13 protein-coding genes are annotated in these 15,858 nt (G+C 48.2%); 4 read left to right on the top strand and 9 right to left on the bottom strand.

Annotated features, from left to right (window positions below):
- Positions 1 to 130 precede the first annotated feature (130 nt).
- The gene (locus O3660_RS09195) at positions 131 to 1,360 is read left to right on the top strand and encodes a PilT/PilU family type 4a pilus ATPase (protein WP_049350736.1); all 1,230 of its coding nucleotides are present in this window, start codon (positions 131 to 133) and stop codon (positions 1,358 to 1,360) included.
- 165 nt (positions 1,361 to 1,525) lie between these two features.
- Positions 1,526 to 3,661 carry a YccS family putative transporter gene (gene yccS, locus O3660_RS09190; protein WP_049350737.1) on the top strand — a complete coding sequence of 712 codons (2,136 nt, stop codon included), beginning with the start codon at positions 1,526 to 1,528 and terminating at the stop codon, positions 3,659 to 3,661.
- A gap of 165 nt (positions 3,662 to 3,826) precedes the next feature.
- Here the strand turns inward: yccS and O3660_RS09185 are convergent, their stop codons facing one another.
- Positions 3,827 to 5,005: a phosphoglycerate kinase gene (locus tag O3660_RS09185; RefSeq protein WP_049350738.1), complete on the bottom strand. Its 1,179-nt coding sequence runs from the start codon at positions 5,003 to 5,005 to the stop codon at positions 3,827 to 3,829.
- Between the two features lie 193 nt (positions 5,006 to 5,198).
- Between O3660_RS09185 and O3660_RS09180 the strand changes: the two genes are divergently transcribed.
- Positions 5,199 to 6,563: a pitrilysin family protein gene (locus O3660_RS09180; protein ID WP_049350739.1), complete on the top strand. Its 1,365-nt coding sequence runs from the start codon at positions 5,199 to 5,201 to the stop codon at positions 6,561 to 6,563.
- A 42-nt stretch (positions 6,564 to 6,605) separates the two neighbouring features.
- Positions 6,606 to 7,904, top strand: coding sequence for a pitrilysin family protein (locus tag O3660_RS09175; RefSeq protein ID WP_049329362.1), 1,299 nt, complete (start codon positions 6,606 to 6,608; stop codon positions 7,902 to 7,904).
- A gap of 130 nt (positions 7,905 to 8,034) precedes the next feature.
- On the opposite strand, the gene O3660_RS09170 is transcribed toward O3660_RS09175, so the two are convergent.
- From O3660_RS09170 to O3660_RS09135, 8 genes are all read right to left on the bottom strand, one after another.
- A complete protein-coding gene (locus O3660_RS09170; RefSeq protein ID WP_371464875.1) occupies positions 8,035 to 9,414 on the bottom strand; it encodes a calcium-binding protein in 1,380 nt (459 codons plus the stop codon).
- A gap of 21 nt (positions 9,415 to 9,435) precedes the next feature.
- On the bottom strand, positions 9,436 to 10,293 hold the full coding sequence (locus tag O3660_RS09165; protein WP_049329361.1) for a hypothetical protein: 858 nt from the start codon (positions 10,291 to 10,293) through the stop codon (positions 9,436 to 9,438).
- Between the two features lie 72 nt (positions 10,294 to 10,365).
- The gene (gene glmS / locus O3660_RS09160; protein ID WP_049350740.1) at positions 10,366 to 12,204 is read right to left on the bottom strand and encodes a glutamine--fructose-6-phosphate transaminase (isomerizing); all 1,839 of its coding nucleotides are present in this window, start codon (positions 12,202 to 12,204) and stop codon (positions 10,366 to 10,368) included.
- A gap of 105 nt (positions 12,205 to 12,309) precedes the next feature.
- On the bottom strand, positions 12,310 to 13,443 hold the full coding sequence (locus tag O3660_RS09155) for a hypothetical protein (RefSeq protein WP_371464873.1): 1,134 nt from the start codon (positions 13,441 to 13,443) through the stop codon (positions 12,310 to 12,312).
- A 10-nt stretch (positions 13,444 to 13,453) separates the two neighbouring features.
- Positions 13,454 to 13,855 (bottom strand): hypothetical protein, encoded by a 402-nt coding sequence (locus O3660_RS09150; RefSeq protein WP_318250413.1) that lies wholly within the window; start codon positions 13,853 to 13,855, stop codon positions 13,454 to 13,456.
- A 20-nt stretch (positions 13,856 to 13,875) separates the two neighbouring features.
- Positions 13,876 to 14,727 (bottom strand): glycoside hydrolase family 19 protein, encoded by an 852-nt coding sequence (locus O3660_RS09145; RefSeq protein WP_049350741.1) that lies wholly within the window; start codon positions 14,725 to 14,727, stop codon positions 13,876 to 13,878.
- 15 nt (positions 14,728 to 14,742) lie between these two features.
- On the bottom strand, positions 14,743 to 15,267 hold the full coding sequence (locus tag O3660_RS09140) for a hypothetical protein (RefSeq protein WP_049350742.1): 525 nt from the start codon (positions 15,265 to 15,267) through the stop codon (positions 14,743 to 14,745).
- A 39-nt stretch (positions 15,268 to 15,306) separates the two neighbouring features.
- Positions 15,307 to 15,831, bottom strand: coding sequence for a hypothetical protein (locus tag O3660_RS09135; protein ID WP_003686621.1), 525 nt, complete (start codon positions 15,829 to 15,831; stop codon positions 15,307 to 15,309).
- Positions 15,832 to 15,858 lie beyond the last annotated feature (27 nt).

Raw genomic sequence — 15,858 nt, 5'->3', positions numbered from 1 at the left:
CACGCAGCAAGGCGCAAAACATCGAAAACCTCTCTATTTTCTAAACCATACTCAGGCCGTCTGAACCCCATCATCCCGTTTTCAGACGGCCTTTCAGCCTGACCGAATACCCGTTTTAAAGAGAATCATCATGAACGACCTCGCCCCTCTGCACGACCTGTTAAGCGAAATGGTGCAAGCCTACTCACAAAAAAACCAAGCACCGCACATCCCCACCCCGGCCGAAATCGGCACGCATCTTCATCCCCTGCTCGACCGCATGTGTGAAGAGGCCGAAAAACGCAACGCATCCGACATCTTCATCAGCGCAGACTTTCCCCCTGCCATCAAAGTCGGCGGCACCCTCACGCCCATGCCCCATAAAGCGCTAACCGGCGCGGACACCGCCGCCATCGCCGAATCCACCATGAACCCCGACCAGCTCGAAGCCTTCAACCGCGACTGGGAAATCAACTATTCCGTCCAATCGCGCAGCAACACGCGCTACCGCGTCAACGCCTACCACGAGCAAGGCCGCGTCGGCATGGTATTGCGCCGCGTCAGCCAAGACATTCCCGAAATGAAGACCCTCGGTTTACCCGAAAAGCTCCAAGAGCTTGCACTCGCACCGCGCGGCCTGCTGATCCTCGCCGGCCCGAACGGTTCGGGTAAATCCACCACCATGGCCTCCATGCTCAACTACCGCAACCAAAAGCTGCCCGGCCATATCGTTACCATCGAAGACCCCATCGAGTTTATCTACAAACCTTGCCGCAGCATCTTCACCCAGCGCGAAATCGGCATCGATACCGACAACTGGAAAATCGCCGTTCAAAGCGCCATGCGTCAAGCGCCCGATGTCGTCTGTATCGGCGAAGTCCGCAGCGAAGAAAGCATGGAATACGCCCTCCAACTGGCTCAAACCGGCCATCTGTGCGTTTTCACCATCCATGCCAGCACAGCCTCCCAAACCATCGAGCGCATCATCAACTTCTATCCGGAAGACCGTCGCCAACAGGTTTTGATGGATTTGGCGTTAAACCTCGTCGGCATCATCGGCCAACGCCTCACCATCAAGAAAAACCGCCAACGCACGGCCGTTACCGACCTCCTGCTCAACACTCCGGCCATGCAGGACTTGATTTTCAAAGGCGAATTGCTGGAAATCCGCGACCTGATGGCACGCTCCGGCAGCAACGGCATGCAGACGTTCGACCAAAACCTCTTCAACCTCTACGCACAAGGCCAAATCGAACTCAGCGAAGCCCTGCGCCAAGCGGTTTCCGCCAACGATTTGCACCTGCGCATTCAAATGCACGACGAGGGCAACAATACCGAACGCCTCTACGACCGCATCAGCGACCTCAACCTGATGACCTAATGGCGTAAGCCAAAAAAGGCCGTCTGAACGGGAGTGGAAATGAAATCAAGTATTTCCCCATATCCGTTCAGACGGCCTTATCTCATTTAAAGCATTCTGAAATCGACTGAAAATCCTGTTAAAATCCAATCATTCACCTCATAACGAATAATAAACAACAACATCATGAAAACTCCGCCGCTCAAACCTCTGATCATTGCCTCCCTGCCCGTCTTCGCCAGCGTGTTCATCGCCGCCACCCTCGTTTGGCACTTCGACACGCCCAAACTGGTTATGCCATTCGTGCTCGGCATTATTGCCGGCGGTTTGGTCGATTTGGACAACCGCCTCACAGGCCGTCTGAAAAACATCGTCATCACCGTTGCCCTGTTTACCCTCTCCTCTTTGCTTGCCCAAAGCACCATCGGCACAGGCGTTCCCTTCATCTTGGCCATGACCCTGATGACTTTCGGCTTCACCATCCTCGGCACCGTCGGCCTCAAATACCGCACCTTCGCTTTCGGTGCGCTTGCCGTCGCCACCTACACCACGTTGACCTACACCCCCGAGACCTACTGGCTGACCAACCCCGTCATGATTCTGCTGGGTACTGTCCTATACAGCGTCAACATCCTGATCTTCCAAATCATCCTGCCCCACCGCCCCGTCCAAGAAACCGTCGCCAATGCCTACGATGCACTCAGCAACTACTTCGATGCCAAAGCCGACTTTTTCGACCCCGACGAAGCCGCATGGTTGGGCAACCGCCAAATCGACTTGGCCATGAGCAATACCGGCGTGATTACCGCCTTCAACCAATGCCGCGGCGCACTTTTCTACCGATTGCGCGGCCAACACCGCCATCCGCGTACCGCCAAAATGCTGCGCTACTACCTCTGCGCGCAAGACATGCACGAACGCATCAGCTCCGCCCACGTCGATTACAGCGAAATGGCCGAGCAGCTCAAAAATACCGACCTTATCTTCCGCATCCGCCGCCTGCTCGAAATGCAAGGCCAGGCGTGCCGCAACGTTGCCTCCTCCCTGCGCAACAACAAACCCTACGCATACAGCAAACGCCTCGGCCGCGCCATGGAAGGCTGCCGCCAATCCCTCAGCCATTTTGCCGAGACCCATGCCGACAATGCCAACCTCCACAATATCCGCCGCCTGCTCGACAACCTCAGCAGTGTCGATTACCAACTGCGGCAACTGCAAAACGATGCGTCCCTTGCCGAAAACGACAACGCCGATACCCGCATCGCCGCCCTTGAAAACACCAAGTTCCGCAATATCGGCGAGACCGTCCTCAGCCAGCTCAATTTCGACTCCGGCGTATTCCGCCATGCCACCCGCCTCTCCATTGTCGTGGCCGCAGCCTGCATCATTGTCGAAATCCTCCATCTCAACCTCGGCTACTGGATTCTGCTGACCGCCCTTTTCGTCTGCCAACCCAACTACACCGCCACCAAAAGCCGCGTGTACCAACGCATTGCCGGTACGATTCTCGGCGTGATTGTCGGTTCGCTCGTCCCCTACTTCACCCCGTCTGTTGAAACCAAGCTCTGGATTGTTATCGCCAGCACCACCCTGTTTTTCATGACCCGAAGCTACAAATACAGCTTCTCCACCTTCTTCATCACCATCCAAGCCCTGACCAGCCTCTCGCTTACCGGTTTGGACGTGTACCACGCCATGCCCATCCGCATCATCGACACCATCGTCGGTTCCGTTATCGCATGGGCCGCCGCCACCTACCTCTGGCCCGATTGGCGTTACCTCACCCTCAGCCACACCGCCGCCCAAACCATCACTGCCAACGGCCGCTATCTCGACGCTATCCTCGACCAGCTGCAAAGCGGCAGCCGCGACGATTTCGACTACCGCCTCACCCGCCGCCAAGCCCACGAAAGCACCGCCGCCCTCAGCAGCACCCTGTCCGACATGAGCAGCAACCCGAAAAAATACCAAGACCGCCTGCAAGACGGTTTTACCCTGCTCAAAACCAGCTATGCGCTGACCGGCCACATTTCCGCGCTCGGCGCATACCGCGACCAAGTCCGAATCGACGGCAACGACGGCTTTGCGCCCTATGCCAAGCTGACCCACCACATCGCCGAGTTGCTGACCCAAATGCCCCAAACCGACCCCGAGGCTTTTGAAACGGCCATGACCCAAATCCGTCAGGAATTTGCCGAGCTTGAGCAAAACACACAAGCGCAGCAAGACCATATCCTCAAACACCAGCTCGACCTGATCATCCGCCAGCTTACCCCGTGCTATCAGGCATTGCACCGACAAGCCGATGTAGAGGCCGTCTGAAAAGAACCGGACACTTTCCAGCCTGTTTAGCAACAAGTCTGCCCATCATCGGTGTTGAATCCAGCTAAACACTTTCTCCAATAAAAACCAAAACAAAAGGCCGTCTGAAACCTGATTTCCAGATTTCAGACGGCCTTTATTTTTAACAATCGATATTAAAACCGATTATGAGCCGCGTTTTTCCAAAGCAGCAACGGCAGGCAACTCTTTGCCTTCCAAGAACTCAAGGAACGCACCGCCGCCGGTAGAAATGTAGCTGATTTGATCGGTTACGCCGAATTTGGCAATCGCCGCCAAAGTGTCGCCGCCGCCGGCAATCGAGAACGCATCGCTTTGGGCAATCGCTTCGGCCAATACTTTGGTACCGCCGGCAAATTGGTCAAATTCAAACACGCCGACCGGGCCGTTCCATACAACCGTACCGGCAGCTTTGAGCAAATCGGCCAAAGCAGCGGCGGATTTCGGGCCGATGTCCAAAATCATGTCGTCTTCGGCAACGTCGGCAATGTCTTTCACCACAGCTTCTGCATCGGCGGCGAAGGCTTTAGCGACAACCACATCGGTCGGCAGCGGAACAGAGCCGCCTTTAGCCGCCATTTTCGCCATGATTTTTTTGGATTCTTCCACCAAATCGTGTTCGGCCAAAGATTTGCCGATGGCTTTGCCTTCTGCCAACAGGAAGGTGTTGGCAATGCCGCCGCCGACGATGAGTTGGTCGACTTTGTCGGCCAAAGATTCGAGGATGGTCAGTTTGGTAGACACTTTGCTGCCGGCAACGATGGCAACCATCGGATGAGCCGGTTGTTTCAGGGCTTTGCCCAAAGCATCAAGTTCGCCCGCCATCAATACGCCGGCGCAGGCAACGGGCGCGGCTTGGGCGACGGCTTCGGTCGAGGCTTGGGCGCGGTGGGCGGTACCGAATGCGTCGTTGACAAACACGTCGCACAAAGAAGCGTAGGCTTTGCCCAGCTCCAAGTCGTTTTTCTTCTCGCCTTTGTTGATGCGCACGTTTTGCAGCATCACGACATCACCGGCGTTCAAAGTCGGTTTGTTTTCACGCCAGTCGTTCAATACTTTCACGTCTTTGCCCAACAGTTTGCCCAAATGCGCGGCAACAGGCGCTACATCGTCTTCAGGATGGAATTCGCCTTCGGTCGGACGGCCGAGGTGGATCATCACGATCACAGACGCGCCGTTGTCCAAGCAGTATTTAATGGATGCGAGCGAAGCGCGGATACGGGTGTCGTCGCTGATGTTGCCGTCTTTGAACGGCACGTTCATATCGGCGCGGATCAGAACGGTTTTGCCTTGAACATTTTGTTCGGTCAGTTTCAAAAATGTCATGATGATTCCTTTGTGATGGTTGGAAACGGGAATGTTTGGGATTATCCGCGAATGAGGGACGACGGTAAAGATTGGCAACGGCCGCGCTTGATGTGAATCAGCAGATAAGACCCAGGCCGTCTGAAACATTCGGCCAATCTTTCAGATTTTCCGCTATACTTTGGCGATTGATTTTCATTTTACGGATTAAACCATGTTACGCCGAATTGCTTTAATGCTTGCCTTCGCGCTGCCTGCCGCCTCATGGGCGCAGACGCTTTCTGAAACCCTGCCCAACGGTCTGAAAATCATCGTCAAAGAAGACCACCGCGCGCCTGTGGCCGTTTCGCAGATTTGGTACAAAATCGGCAGCGTGGATGAAAAACCGGGCAAAAGCGGCCTGAGCCACGCTTTGGAACACATGATGTTTAAAGGCACGAAAGACGTTCCCTCCGGCGAGTTCAACCGCCGCGTGTCCGAGCTGGGCGGACAAAACAACGCCTACACCAGCCGCAATGAAACGGTGTATTACGAAAACGTCGCCGCCGCCAACCTGCCCGAGATTCTGAAGCTCGAGGCAGACCGCATGCACAACCTCAACTTCAGCGACAAAGAATTCCTCAACGAGATGAACGTCATCCGTGAAGAACGCCGCCAGCGCACGGAAGACACGGCCGACGGCAAAATGTGGGAACAAGCCTATCTTGCCGCCTTTACCCAACCGTCCATGCGCGCCTCCGTCATCGGCTACATGAAAGATTTGCACACCCTAAAAGCCGACGACCTGCGCGCGTGGTACAAACAATATTACGCGCCCAACAATGCCGTATTGGTCATTGTCGGCGATGTCGATGCTAAACAAACGCTTCAGACGGCCGCCAAACTCTTTGGCGATATTTCGGCCAAAGCCCAGCCGCCACGCAACAAACTCCATACCGAACCCTATTTGCGCAAGCCTGTTACGGTCAAAGCCACTTCTCCGGTCACACACCAGCCGCTGATTGCCATCAACTTCCGTGTGCCGAAACTCCAAAAATTCGACGACGCAATGCCTTTTGCCCTCGACGTCCTCTCCGATATTTTGGCAGGCAACGCGTCCAGCCGTTTTGACAAAAACCTCGTGCGCGGCAAGCAAACCGCATTGAACGCAGGAACGCATTACGACATCATCAGCCGTGAAATGCCGCTGTTCAGCGTAATGGCCATGCCTGCCGAAGGCGTGAAAACCGATACTCTGATTGCCCAGCTGCGCCAAGAAATCAAAGACATTGCCGACAACGGCGTTTCCGAAGAAGAATTGCAGCGCGTCAAAACCCAAGCAGCGGTCAACGAAATCTACGCCAAAGACTCCATGTCTTCCCAAGCCTCCATGATGGGCCGCCTCGAAGCGCGCGGTTTCCAATATACCGACGAACAAGAAATCCACCGCCGCCTGCAGGCAGTCAGCGCGCAAGAAGTACAGGCTGCCGCCCGGATGTTGACCGACGAACGCATGAGCACCGTCATCATCGAGCCGCAAAAACCTGCCGCCGCGCCAAGCAAAAAACTGCCAAACGCCGATAAACATCAGGCCGTCTGAAAGCCCATACCCTTTCAGACGGCCTTAACAGAAAGCCACAACATGAAACCCACCCTGCTCACCCTTGCCCTACTCCTGCCCTTAAGCGTCCAAGCCGCCACCGACATCCAACGCTGGCGCAACCGCGACGGCACCCAAATCCTCCTTGTCGAACGCCACGAAAACCCCATCATCGACCTTGAAGTCAGCTTCAAGGGCGCAGGCAGCGTCGCCAATCCGGACGGCAAAAGCCAAGTTGCCGAATTTACCGCCGCCCTCCTGACCGACGGTACCCAAGAGCTGGACGAAGAAGCCTTCAATGCCGAAGCCGACAACATCGGTGCGCACATCAGCAGCGACAGCAATGCCGAAAGCGCATCCGCAGGCTTCCGCAGCCTCAGCAAAGCCGACATCCGCGACAAAGCCGCCAACTTGCTCAACCACTCGCTGACCCGTCCGCGTTTTGACGAAGCCGTTTTCCGCCGCCGTCAAATCCAATCCATTACCGGCTTGCAACAACAGGAAACCACCCCCGACTACACCGCCACGCGCGAACTGACCAAACTCATCTACCCAAACCACCCCTACGGCAGCGGCGCAAACGTAACCGTTGACAGCCTCAAACGCGTTAGTCTGGACGACATCCGCGCCTTCCACCGCACCCACTACGGCAAAGACAACGCCATCGTCGCCATCGTCGGCGACCTCAACCGCAAACAGGCAGAGCAACTGGTCGAGCGCGTCCTCAAAGACCTGCCGGCCAAAGCCACCGCAACCCACGCCATCCCGCCCGTTCCCAAACAAACCGCCCAACGCCGCGACATCCCCTTTGCCGGCACGCAGGCACAAGTCCTGCTCGGCACTTCCCTCTTCAAACGCCATGACCCCGACTATTACGCCCTCGTTGCCGGCAACTACATCCTCGGCGGCGGCGGTTTCGACAGCCGCCTCATGAAAGTTTTGCGCGACCAACACGGCTACACCTACGGCGTATACAGCAGCCTCGCCCCGGCGACAGAAGAAGGCACGTTTACCGTTTCCTACTCCACCCAAAAGAAAAACACCAAAGCCTCACTGGCTGACACCCAAGCCGTCATTGAACAGTTTATCGCCGAAGGCCCAACCGAAGCCGAGCTGAAACAGGCCAAAGCCAACATCGTCGGCGGCTTCCCCCTGCGCTACGACTCCAACGACAAACTGCTCAACTACCTGAGCCTGATCGGCCTCTACGACCTGCCCAACGACTACTTGGAAGCCTACCCCAAAGCCATCAACAGCCTGACCGTCGAACAAGTCCGCGACGCATGGCAACGCCGCGTCAAATTCAAAGACCTCAACATCGTCGTTGTCGGCGCAGAATAAAACGCTTTAAAACAACAGGCCGTCTGAAAGATTTTTCAGACGGCCTTTAGCTTTGTTTAAAATCAATCAAACCATTTGTAGATAATTGGTAGAATTTAAGTCCTCTTTTTACATTTTCTTTTGATTTTACTTAAGAAATCCTCGCTCCATGTGATTGGGATTGCACGATTTGTTTTTGTTGCTCCTCATATTCAATTTGTTGTGCTGTTTGCTGAATTTGGCTCAGGCTTTCCTCTACCGGCGTCTTAGCCGCTTCCCACATATCTACAGAAGCCATTATTAATCCGGGGGCTTTGTGTCCGATCAAGACTTCCCCATTACCTTTAATATTGATTAAAGACACATCACTCATCTTGTTTGTATAAGCCACTGAAGCTAACGACATCGCAATATTGTCCAAACTATTTGCATCGTAAACGATGTTTTTCTGGGCACAAAAATCAGCAAAAATCTGTTTCCCTTGATGATAGATTTTTTGGGCGTTTTGCGGCATATCCTCAATAGTTAAAGCCGTTGGTTTATCAATATCCGCCGCGTATTGATCGCGTTCATCCCTTTCATCCAAAGACATCATATTCGGATCTTTTTCGATAAGGTCACGGGTTTTTTGGTACATTTCGTTGGCATTCTGCTCAATGTCTCGCCAACGCCCCAGCAGGCTTTTATCATATAAGGCTGGTGATTTTTTCAGCTTATTAAATAACCCTCCTCCTTGACGAAACAGAAGAATACCTGTTTCTTCCATCAGAATATCTGGTTTTTCTTGGTTCGATTTCTCCGATTGGAGTCTTTTGAAGTCCTTATCCGTAATATTGACAAATGGCAGCTTGTCGGTATCGGTATAGACAAGGGGCACAGCCCTGCCTATACCTTTCGGATCAATAACTTTCTTGAACCCGGCGTTTGCCGTATCTACCATCATTTTTAGCATCCTGCCCGAAGCGTCTTGGGAAGATGAACCACCGATAAAGTCGAAGTTGTCGTCTTTGGGCGTGATTCTGAGGTTGCGGATTTCGCGGCTGCCATCCGGTCGGACGAAGAATTGGAGTTTATCGATGTCAGCTTTGGTAACTGTTACCTGCGTTGATCCGAAGATAAAGGCACGTTCGACGTAATCGGAGGATGATGTGTCTATACCGTATTGAGAGATAGAGACGGTGAAACCTTGACCTGTTCTAGGGTTAAACATAGAAGTTTTAATTTCTTCAAATCTTTTTTTCCCATAAATTTGATTGCCAATTTCATCAAAAGAATAGGGCTGTACTTTAGCTGGTAATTTTTCATTGAAAAATTTTTCAAACATTTTAAAATCAGCAGCCGATGCATACTTTCCTGCCCCATTTTTCATATAATCAACCGTATCAATTTCAACCGAAGTACGATTGGCATTAGTTATCGCTGATTGCATATCTTCACGACGAGGCGGTACGGATGTATTCCATAAATAATGCGATAAAATTCTATCTATGGTTACTTCTGATACACTTAATGATTTTTTGCTGTCTGACATAATATTTCTATTGGATATAGGTTAATAAATATAATGTGGCTGCCACAATACATCGCCACAATTATTCATGAATAATATATATGAAAAATCAATCTGATAAGTTTTTTCTTTATTCTCATCCCATTGAGGCAATCCCGGACTGACTTCTGAATAACTAAAATAAAAATTACCAACTCCATAATTTCCAATGTCGATATTTTTTGGTATCTCACTTTCTGGAAACGTTGATGCTCCTTCTAAATAAGTAATCAACGTATTATTTTTTATTATCGGGGCAGCTTCTTTGGTACTTAAAACTTTACAGCAGTCAGAGCCATAAATGCTTGCTCCTCCATGATTATATCCTCTGATAATCAATGAAAAACCTTTACTTTCATAATGTTCCAAATATTTTTTTAAATCATCCGGTTGTTTAATTTCATATTTTAAATACTTTGCCAGCAACGTCCCATCCATCGGGTCTTTCTCCGCCAAAAACATCCTGTCCCATTGCTCATTGGTGTAATCTTGCGGGACAAACCAGACGCTACAGGCCTTTTCGTGACGTACGCAGTCTGCTCCCGTAGAATAATCCCGTCCGCCCTGATTGGTGGTTATATTAGCCTTATAAGCTTCAGCCTCCCCCAACAACCTACCTGCAAAACTGACCATTGCTTTCCTGTGTAATTCCTCTGGGGTGTAAAAATTCCTGTCCCGCCAGCAATAGCCTGCCCTGAGTTTTTCCCTGTATTCCTGTTCCGAAACTCCGTCAGGCTTGGGGTCTTTAGCAATCAATTCTTTCCAGTATTGATATTTGTCGGGCGCGGTATATTGATATATACCGAAGCCTGCTGCTGCCAATGCAGCGATTACCAGTAGGTATTTGTAGATTCTATTCATTTGATTGCCTTCAATTAATAATTAAGGTCGTCTGAAACTTTTCAGACGACCTTTTATCGTTTAAGCTAGGCTTTACTCAACCGTTACCGATTTAGCCAAGTTGCGCGGTTTATCCACGTCTGTACCGCGTGCAAGGGCGGCGTGGTAGGACAGGAGCTGCACGGGGATGGTGTGCACAATCGGCGAGAGTACGCCGACATGACGTGGGGCGCGGATAACGTGCACGCCTTCGGTGGCGTTAAAGTTGCTGTCGAGGTCGGCGAAGACAAAGAGTTCACCGCCGCGTGCGCCGACTTCCTGCATATTGGCTTTTACTTTGTCCAACAGGCTGTCGTTCGGGGCAATCACGACAACGGGCATGTTTTCGTCCACCAAGGCCAACGGGCCGTGTTTCAGCTCACCCGCAGGATACGCTTCGGCGTGGATATAGGTAATCTCTTTCAGCTTCAATGCGCCTTCAAGAGCGATTGGGAAGTGGATGCCGCGGCCCAAGAAGAGTGCACTGGTTTTCTTGGCAAATTTTTGCGCCCAAGCGGCGATTTGCGGCTCAAGGTTGAGAACGTGCTGAATGCTGCCCGGTAGTTGGCGCAATTCTTCGACGTATTCACGCGATTGCTCGTCGGAAACCAGACCGCGTTGTTTGCCCAAGGTAACGGCCAAGCCGAACAAGACAACCAGTTGGGTCGTGAACGCTTTGGTAGAGGCGACGCCGATTTCTGCGCCGGCGCGTGTGTACAGTACCAATTCGCTTTCACGCGGCAGGGCGGATTCCATCACGTTACAAATAGACAGGCTGTGTTTGTGTCCCAAGGATTGCGCGTATTTCAAGGCTTCCATGGTGTCCAAGGTTTCGCCGGATTGGGAAATGGTGATGACCAGTTGTTTCGGATCGGCAATTACGTCGCGGTAGCGGTATTCGCTGGCGATTTCCACGTCGGTTGGCACTTTGGCGATGGATTCGAGCCAGTATTTGGCGGTCAACGCGGCATAGTAGGACGTACCGCAGGCAAGGATTTTGATGCTGCGGATGCCGTCGAACACTTCGCGTGCGTTTGCTCCGAAGTTTTCGGGTTCGAAGCCGCCGTCCAGGAAGACTTCGGCAGTATCGGCGATGGCGCGCGGTTGTTCATGGATTTCTTTTTGCATGAAGTGGCTGTAAGGGCCCAACTCCAGCGAAGCGAGCGACAGTTCGGATACTTTGACGGTGCGTTGGGTTTCAGCACCGGTTTTGTCAATGAGTTTGTCGATGCCGTTTGCGCTTAGAAGGGCAATGTCGCCGTCTTCCAAATAGGCGATGCGGCGGGTGAAGGCGATGACGGCGGATACGTCGGAGGCGATGAAGGTTTCTTGGTCGCCCAATGCCACCAAGAGCGGGCAGCCCATGCGTGCAACGACCATTTCTTCGGGTTTGTCCTGCGCCATTACGGCGATGGCATACGCGCCGTGGAAACGGGCTGTGGCTGCGCGGACGGCTTCAAACAGTTTGCCGCCGTTTTGTGTGTATTCGTGATTGACGCTGTGGGCGATGACTTCGGTATCGGTTTGCGATTCGAAGGTGTAGCCCAAGGATTGGAGGCGTTCGCGTTCGGCTTCGAAGTTTTCGATGATGCCGTTGTGGACGACGGCAATCATGCCGCCGGAGATGTGGGGGTGGGCGTTGGGTTCGGTTACGCCGCCGTGGGTTGCCCAACGGGTATGGCCGATGCCGATATGGCCGAACACGCCTTTTTCGCGTACGGCGTCTTCCATCAGCTGCACGCGGCCGACACGGCGCACGCGCTTGATTTTGCCGTCTGTGTTCACGGCGATACCCGACGAGTCATAGCCCCGATATTCAAGGCGTTTGAGACCATCGGTCAGAAAATCGACTACATTTTGATTGGCGCGGATGGCGCCGACGATACCGCACATATAAGTTCCTTAGTATCAATATGGGGCAGTAGCCCCGTTGGTAAAATCCGCAACGCTGACTTTCAGACGGTACGAGGTATTGTTTCAAGCTTTTCGGTGCCATTACTAACTAAAAGAACGGCCACCAAAACTTTTCTCAACTACTTCCCGTTGTGCTTCTTGGGCAATAGTTTGTTGTTCTTCTTGCTTTATTTTCTCCTGAACTTTGGCATCAAAAGCATCAACGATATTTTTATTGTCTGCTAACAACTGTTTGGTAAACGAACCGTCTTTATCGTTAATCAGGTTGTTAACTAAAGTACTAAAGTCATCATATGAAAATTGCGTACCTACTTTCTTATCTTCTCTCTGTTTAATTTTATTTATGGATTTTTCAGGATCAATAAATAGGTTTCTAATTTCATTATAATTATCTTTTTTATTCCCTTCTAATTTAGCAGGATTGTCAAGAGGAGTTGTTTTAACACTATTCCATTTATCAAAAAGACTATTATCTTTTTCTATGATATTTAATTGAGAGATTAAAGTTGCGCCTAATACTGCCTCTTTTCGACCAGTTTCTATATAGTCCTTTTTGCCGCTGGCTTTAATAAAGCTATCAATTCTACTATCTACTTCATTGACTGAATGAAATTTCCCATCTTTAACTTCTTGCAAAACTTTTCTCCCCCACCTTTCACTTTGATTATAAAGTTTTGAAGTAACTGCTACTAAATGTGTTTTATCATCAAAAGATAACTCTTGATATAGTTTTGTTTCTTGTAGAGGAATAAAAATATTTTGCTCAATCTTATTGATCTGATTTACATCTCGAGTATGAACCCAAGTAATTCCATCTTTACTACTTAAGAATTGATTGAGCCTAGATTTAAACTCAGATGGCAATGGTCGCCTATCTTCTCTTATTATCTCTTTCCCCGTTCTTCCCAAATCATGAATTATCGCTTTTTCTTGAGTTTCAGAGAGCCTCCAATCAGGTTTTTTCTCTAATGTCCATTTTTGATATGCTCCAACTAAATCTTTGGCAACTTCAGGGTGTTGTCCTAAGTCTGTTTGTATTGTTCCAATAGAATATCCACTATTTCCGATGGGATATAATTTTCCATCTCTAGTATTTGCTGCGATAACTAATCTATACGCGTTTGATTTTGATTCAGAAGAAACACCTACTGCAAAGTAAGCTATAGTTTGGAAATCTTCTTTACTTAATGTTTTATGTTGGTTGGTTGAATCTACCATTTCATACTCCTTATTTAGTTAAAATAAACTCATTACCTTTTTTATATAATTTATTATCTATTATATTATATTCAATAATTTTATTATTTTTTTTAATAAAATAACTTTCATCATTTTCATATTCAGGACAAGATTTATACCAATTGTTTCCTTCATCAGAACAATAATTTAAAAATAGTTTGTTTCCCTTCACATATCCTTTTAGTTTTCCACTTCCCCCGCTACCTGTCGAAATTCCTTCATTCCATATCCCTGTAACTAAATTACCCGTTTGTTTAAGGACCAATTCTTTCCCTCCAACGGTATCTCCAACCTGATCCGTATATAACCAAGTCCCTGAAAAAGATAATGGGCGAGCATTGGAAAATGCTGCCAAAGGAATTAATAAAAATATTGCGATAAGTTTTTTCATTATTTACCCTCCAAATATTACTAGTATCGTTTCTGAATTACTCTGTAACCATTTTCTCCAGCCTTACTTGTCCTTGCGCATAATTCGTTTTCGCAACGGACAATATCCGCCCGATTAATCCGTGTAATCATATCTACATCAAGCTTCTTACTCCGAAGAGCATTTGAATAAAACCAAAACAATGCAATTTTATCATTGATCAGATTGCTAACTAATGCACTAAAATCATTGTATTGTGCATTTGATGAATGTTGCTGCCCTTTTTGAATTTTATCTAAATATTCAGGAGTTAATTTTTGATAATACTCATCATACTTATTTTGTCTATCTGCCAAACCATTTAAACCACCATTAATATATTTTGTAGCTTGTCGTACATTCTCTTTGTGAGAATCCGGAACTCTTTTTTCCCAATATAAAATAGCTATTTTGGCCGCAACTTCTGAAGTTGCGGCTAATTCTGGTTTATTAATTAGATCGATCTGCAATTCTTTCGTAGCCATTTCATAATTACTGCGCCCAGTTAATTGAATATAGCCTCTACCTCGATAACGGTAACCATCTCCTGAATTAGAATTACCATTTCCCATTCTATTGGAGTACACATGATTAGCAATTTTTTCAGGGTTGTTAGCAATATTCAAAGCTTTTTCATTTGGATTATGATTTCCATCTGCATATCTTTTGGGCCATAATTGAGCTAATCTTTTAGCAGAATAATTTAAATTTTCTTCCATAGTACTAAAATTACCAGATTCATGAGCAACCTGAGCAAGAAGATTGGCCAGTTCTTTTCTCGAAGAAATTCCATTCGACATAGCTTCCTGAAGGATTTTTTCCTCATGCATCAATTTCGTATTATTATTATTCATATAGACTCGCTCTACTTAATTATAAAAAAATTCATCATAATTGAAATCTTGAAGTTTTACTGGTTTTGAACTATTTATACTTTTCCTTTTTATCTCATTCTTGCCAGTTGCCGTATCATACACGTTCAATCTCGCTTTTCTCAAAATCCATGTACTTAATTTAGGTGAATATTGAAATCTATATACAGAAGTCCATCTTTCACGACTTCCTCCTTCTTGTGTAATTTCAAACACATTTCTTTTTGCTTCAACCGAAACCAAAGGATCTCCTGTACTCACTCCTCCACAATATTTGCATAAAACCATATTACGGTTTTCAATAACTGTATTCCACTGTTTTTTAGAATCTTTAACAAGGATTTTTAAATTTCTTTTACCTTCCGAGTTTTCCTCAATAACTAATTTATCCTTTATTCTATCTTGATTTAAATCTATTTCTTTTTCATAAATTATCTTGGCAAGACTTTCAGGCCGACTTCCAGCATAAGCATTTGTTAAAAATAAAAAACTTGAAAATCCATATAAGAAATACTTTACCACGTTTAAAATCCTCACTATTTATTTAGCTCAAATAAGTTATCATCGTTTTTTAATAACTCTATACCCATTTTCTCCAGCTTTACTTGTCCTCGCGCATAAATCATTTCCGCAACGGACAATATCTGCTTGATTAATCCGTGTAACCATATCTGCATCAATTTTCTTACTCTGAATAACTCCCGAATAAAACCAAATCAATGCAATTCCCCCAATAACCAACGTTGCCAATGTTAGCGATGTAACCCATACTGAACGGGAAGAAATTTTATTATTTTCCTCCTGTACTTTCCGAAGGTAGCCATTAAATTCTCTAACTTGATCTGCCATCTGATTACGGGCTTTTTCCATATCTTTTACATAAGCATAAACAGCTTGAGAGACTTCTTTTGTTACTTCCTCCCTAATCATCTGAACAAGCATACGACGTTGTTCAATTAAAGATTTGTCTAACTCATTTCGAACATCATTCACAAGTTTTTCACTATTGTCTCGATATGCAACCATTAATCTAGATGTCTCGATAACCAAACTTCGAGCTTGTTCTATATCAGTGTTTTCTTCCATTAATACGTCCTAATTAAGAATTAAGTC

This window comes from Neisseria sp. 27098_8_139 (assembly GCF_041433195.1).
Classification (GTDB): Bacteria; Pseudomonadota; Gammaproteobacteria; order Burkholderiales; family Neisseriaceae; genus Neisseria; species Neisseria subflava.
This window is presented reverse-complemented; position numbering and strand designations above follow the sequence as displayed.

What these genes read in the sequence shown, in the direction of transcription:
- O3660_RS09195 (WP_049350736.1), top strand. Translation starts at nt 131, where the DNA reads ATGAACGACCTCGCCCCTCTGCACGACCTGTTAAGCGAAATGGTGCAA.
- yccS (WP_049350737.1), top strand. Translation starts at nt 1,526, where the DNA reads ATGAAAACTCCGCCGCTCAAACCTCTGATCATTGCCTCCCTGCCCGTC.
- O3660_RS09185 (WP_049350738.1), bottom strand. Translation starts at nt 5,005, where the DNA reads ATGACATTTTTGAAACTGACCGAACAAAATGTTCAAGGCAAAACCGTT.
- O3660_RS09180 (WP_049350739.1), top strand. Translation starts at nt 5,199, where the DNA reads ATGTTACGCCGAATTGCTTTAATGCTTGCCTTCGCGCTGCCTGCCGCC.
- O3660_RS09175 (WP_049329362.1), top strand. Translation starts at nt 6,606, where the DNA reads ATGAAACCCACCCTGCTCACCCTTGCCCTACTCCTGCCCTTAAGCGTC.
- O3660_RS09170 (WP_371464875.1), bottom strand. Translation starts at nt 9,414, where the DNA reads ATGTCAGACAGCAAAAAATCATTAAGTGTATCAGAAGTAACCATAGAT.
- O3660_RS09165 (WP_049329361.1), bottom strand. Translation starts at nt 10,293, where the DNA reads ATGAATAGAATCTACAAATACCTACTGGTAATCGCTGCATTGGCAGCA.
- glmS (WP_049350740.1), bottom strand. Translation starts at nt 12,204, where the DNA reads ATGTGCGGTATCGTCGGCGCCATCCGCGCCAATCAAAATGTAGTCGAT.
- O3660_RS09155 (WP_371464873.1), bottom strand. Translation starts at nt 13,443, where the DNA reads ATGGTAGATTCAACCAACCAACATAAAACATTAAGTAAAGAAGATTTC.
- O3660_RS09150 (WP_318250413.1), bottom strand. Translation starts at nt 13,855, where the DNA reads ATGAAAAAACTTATCGCAATATTTTTATTAATTCCTTTGGCAGCATTT.
- O3660_RS09145 (WP_049350741.1), bottom strand. Translation starts at nt 14,727, where the DNA reads ATGAATAATAATAATACGAAATTGATGCATGAGGAAAAAATCCTTCAG.
- O3660_RS09135 (WP_003686621.1), bottom strand. Translation starts at nt 15,831, where the DNA reads ATGGAAGAAAACACTGATATAGAACAAGCTCGAAGTTTGGTTATCGAG.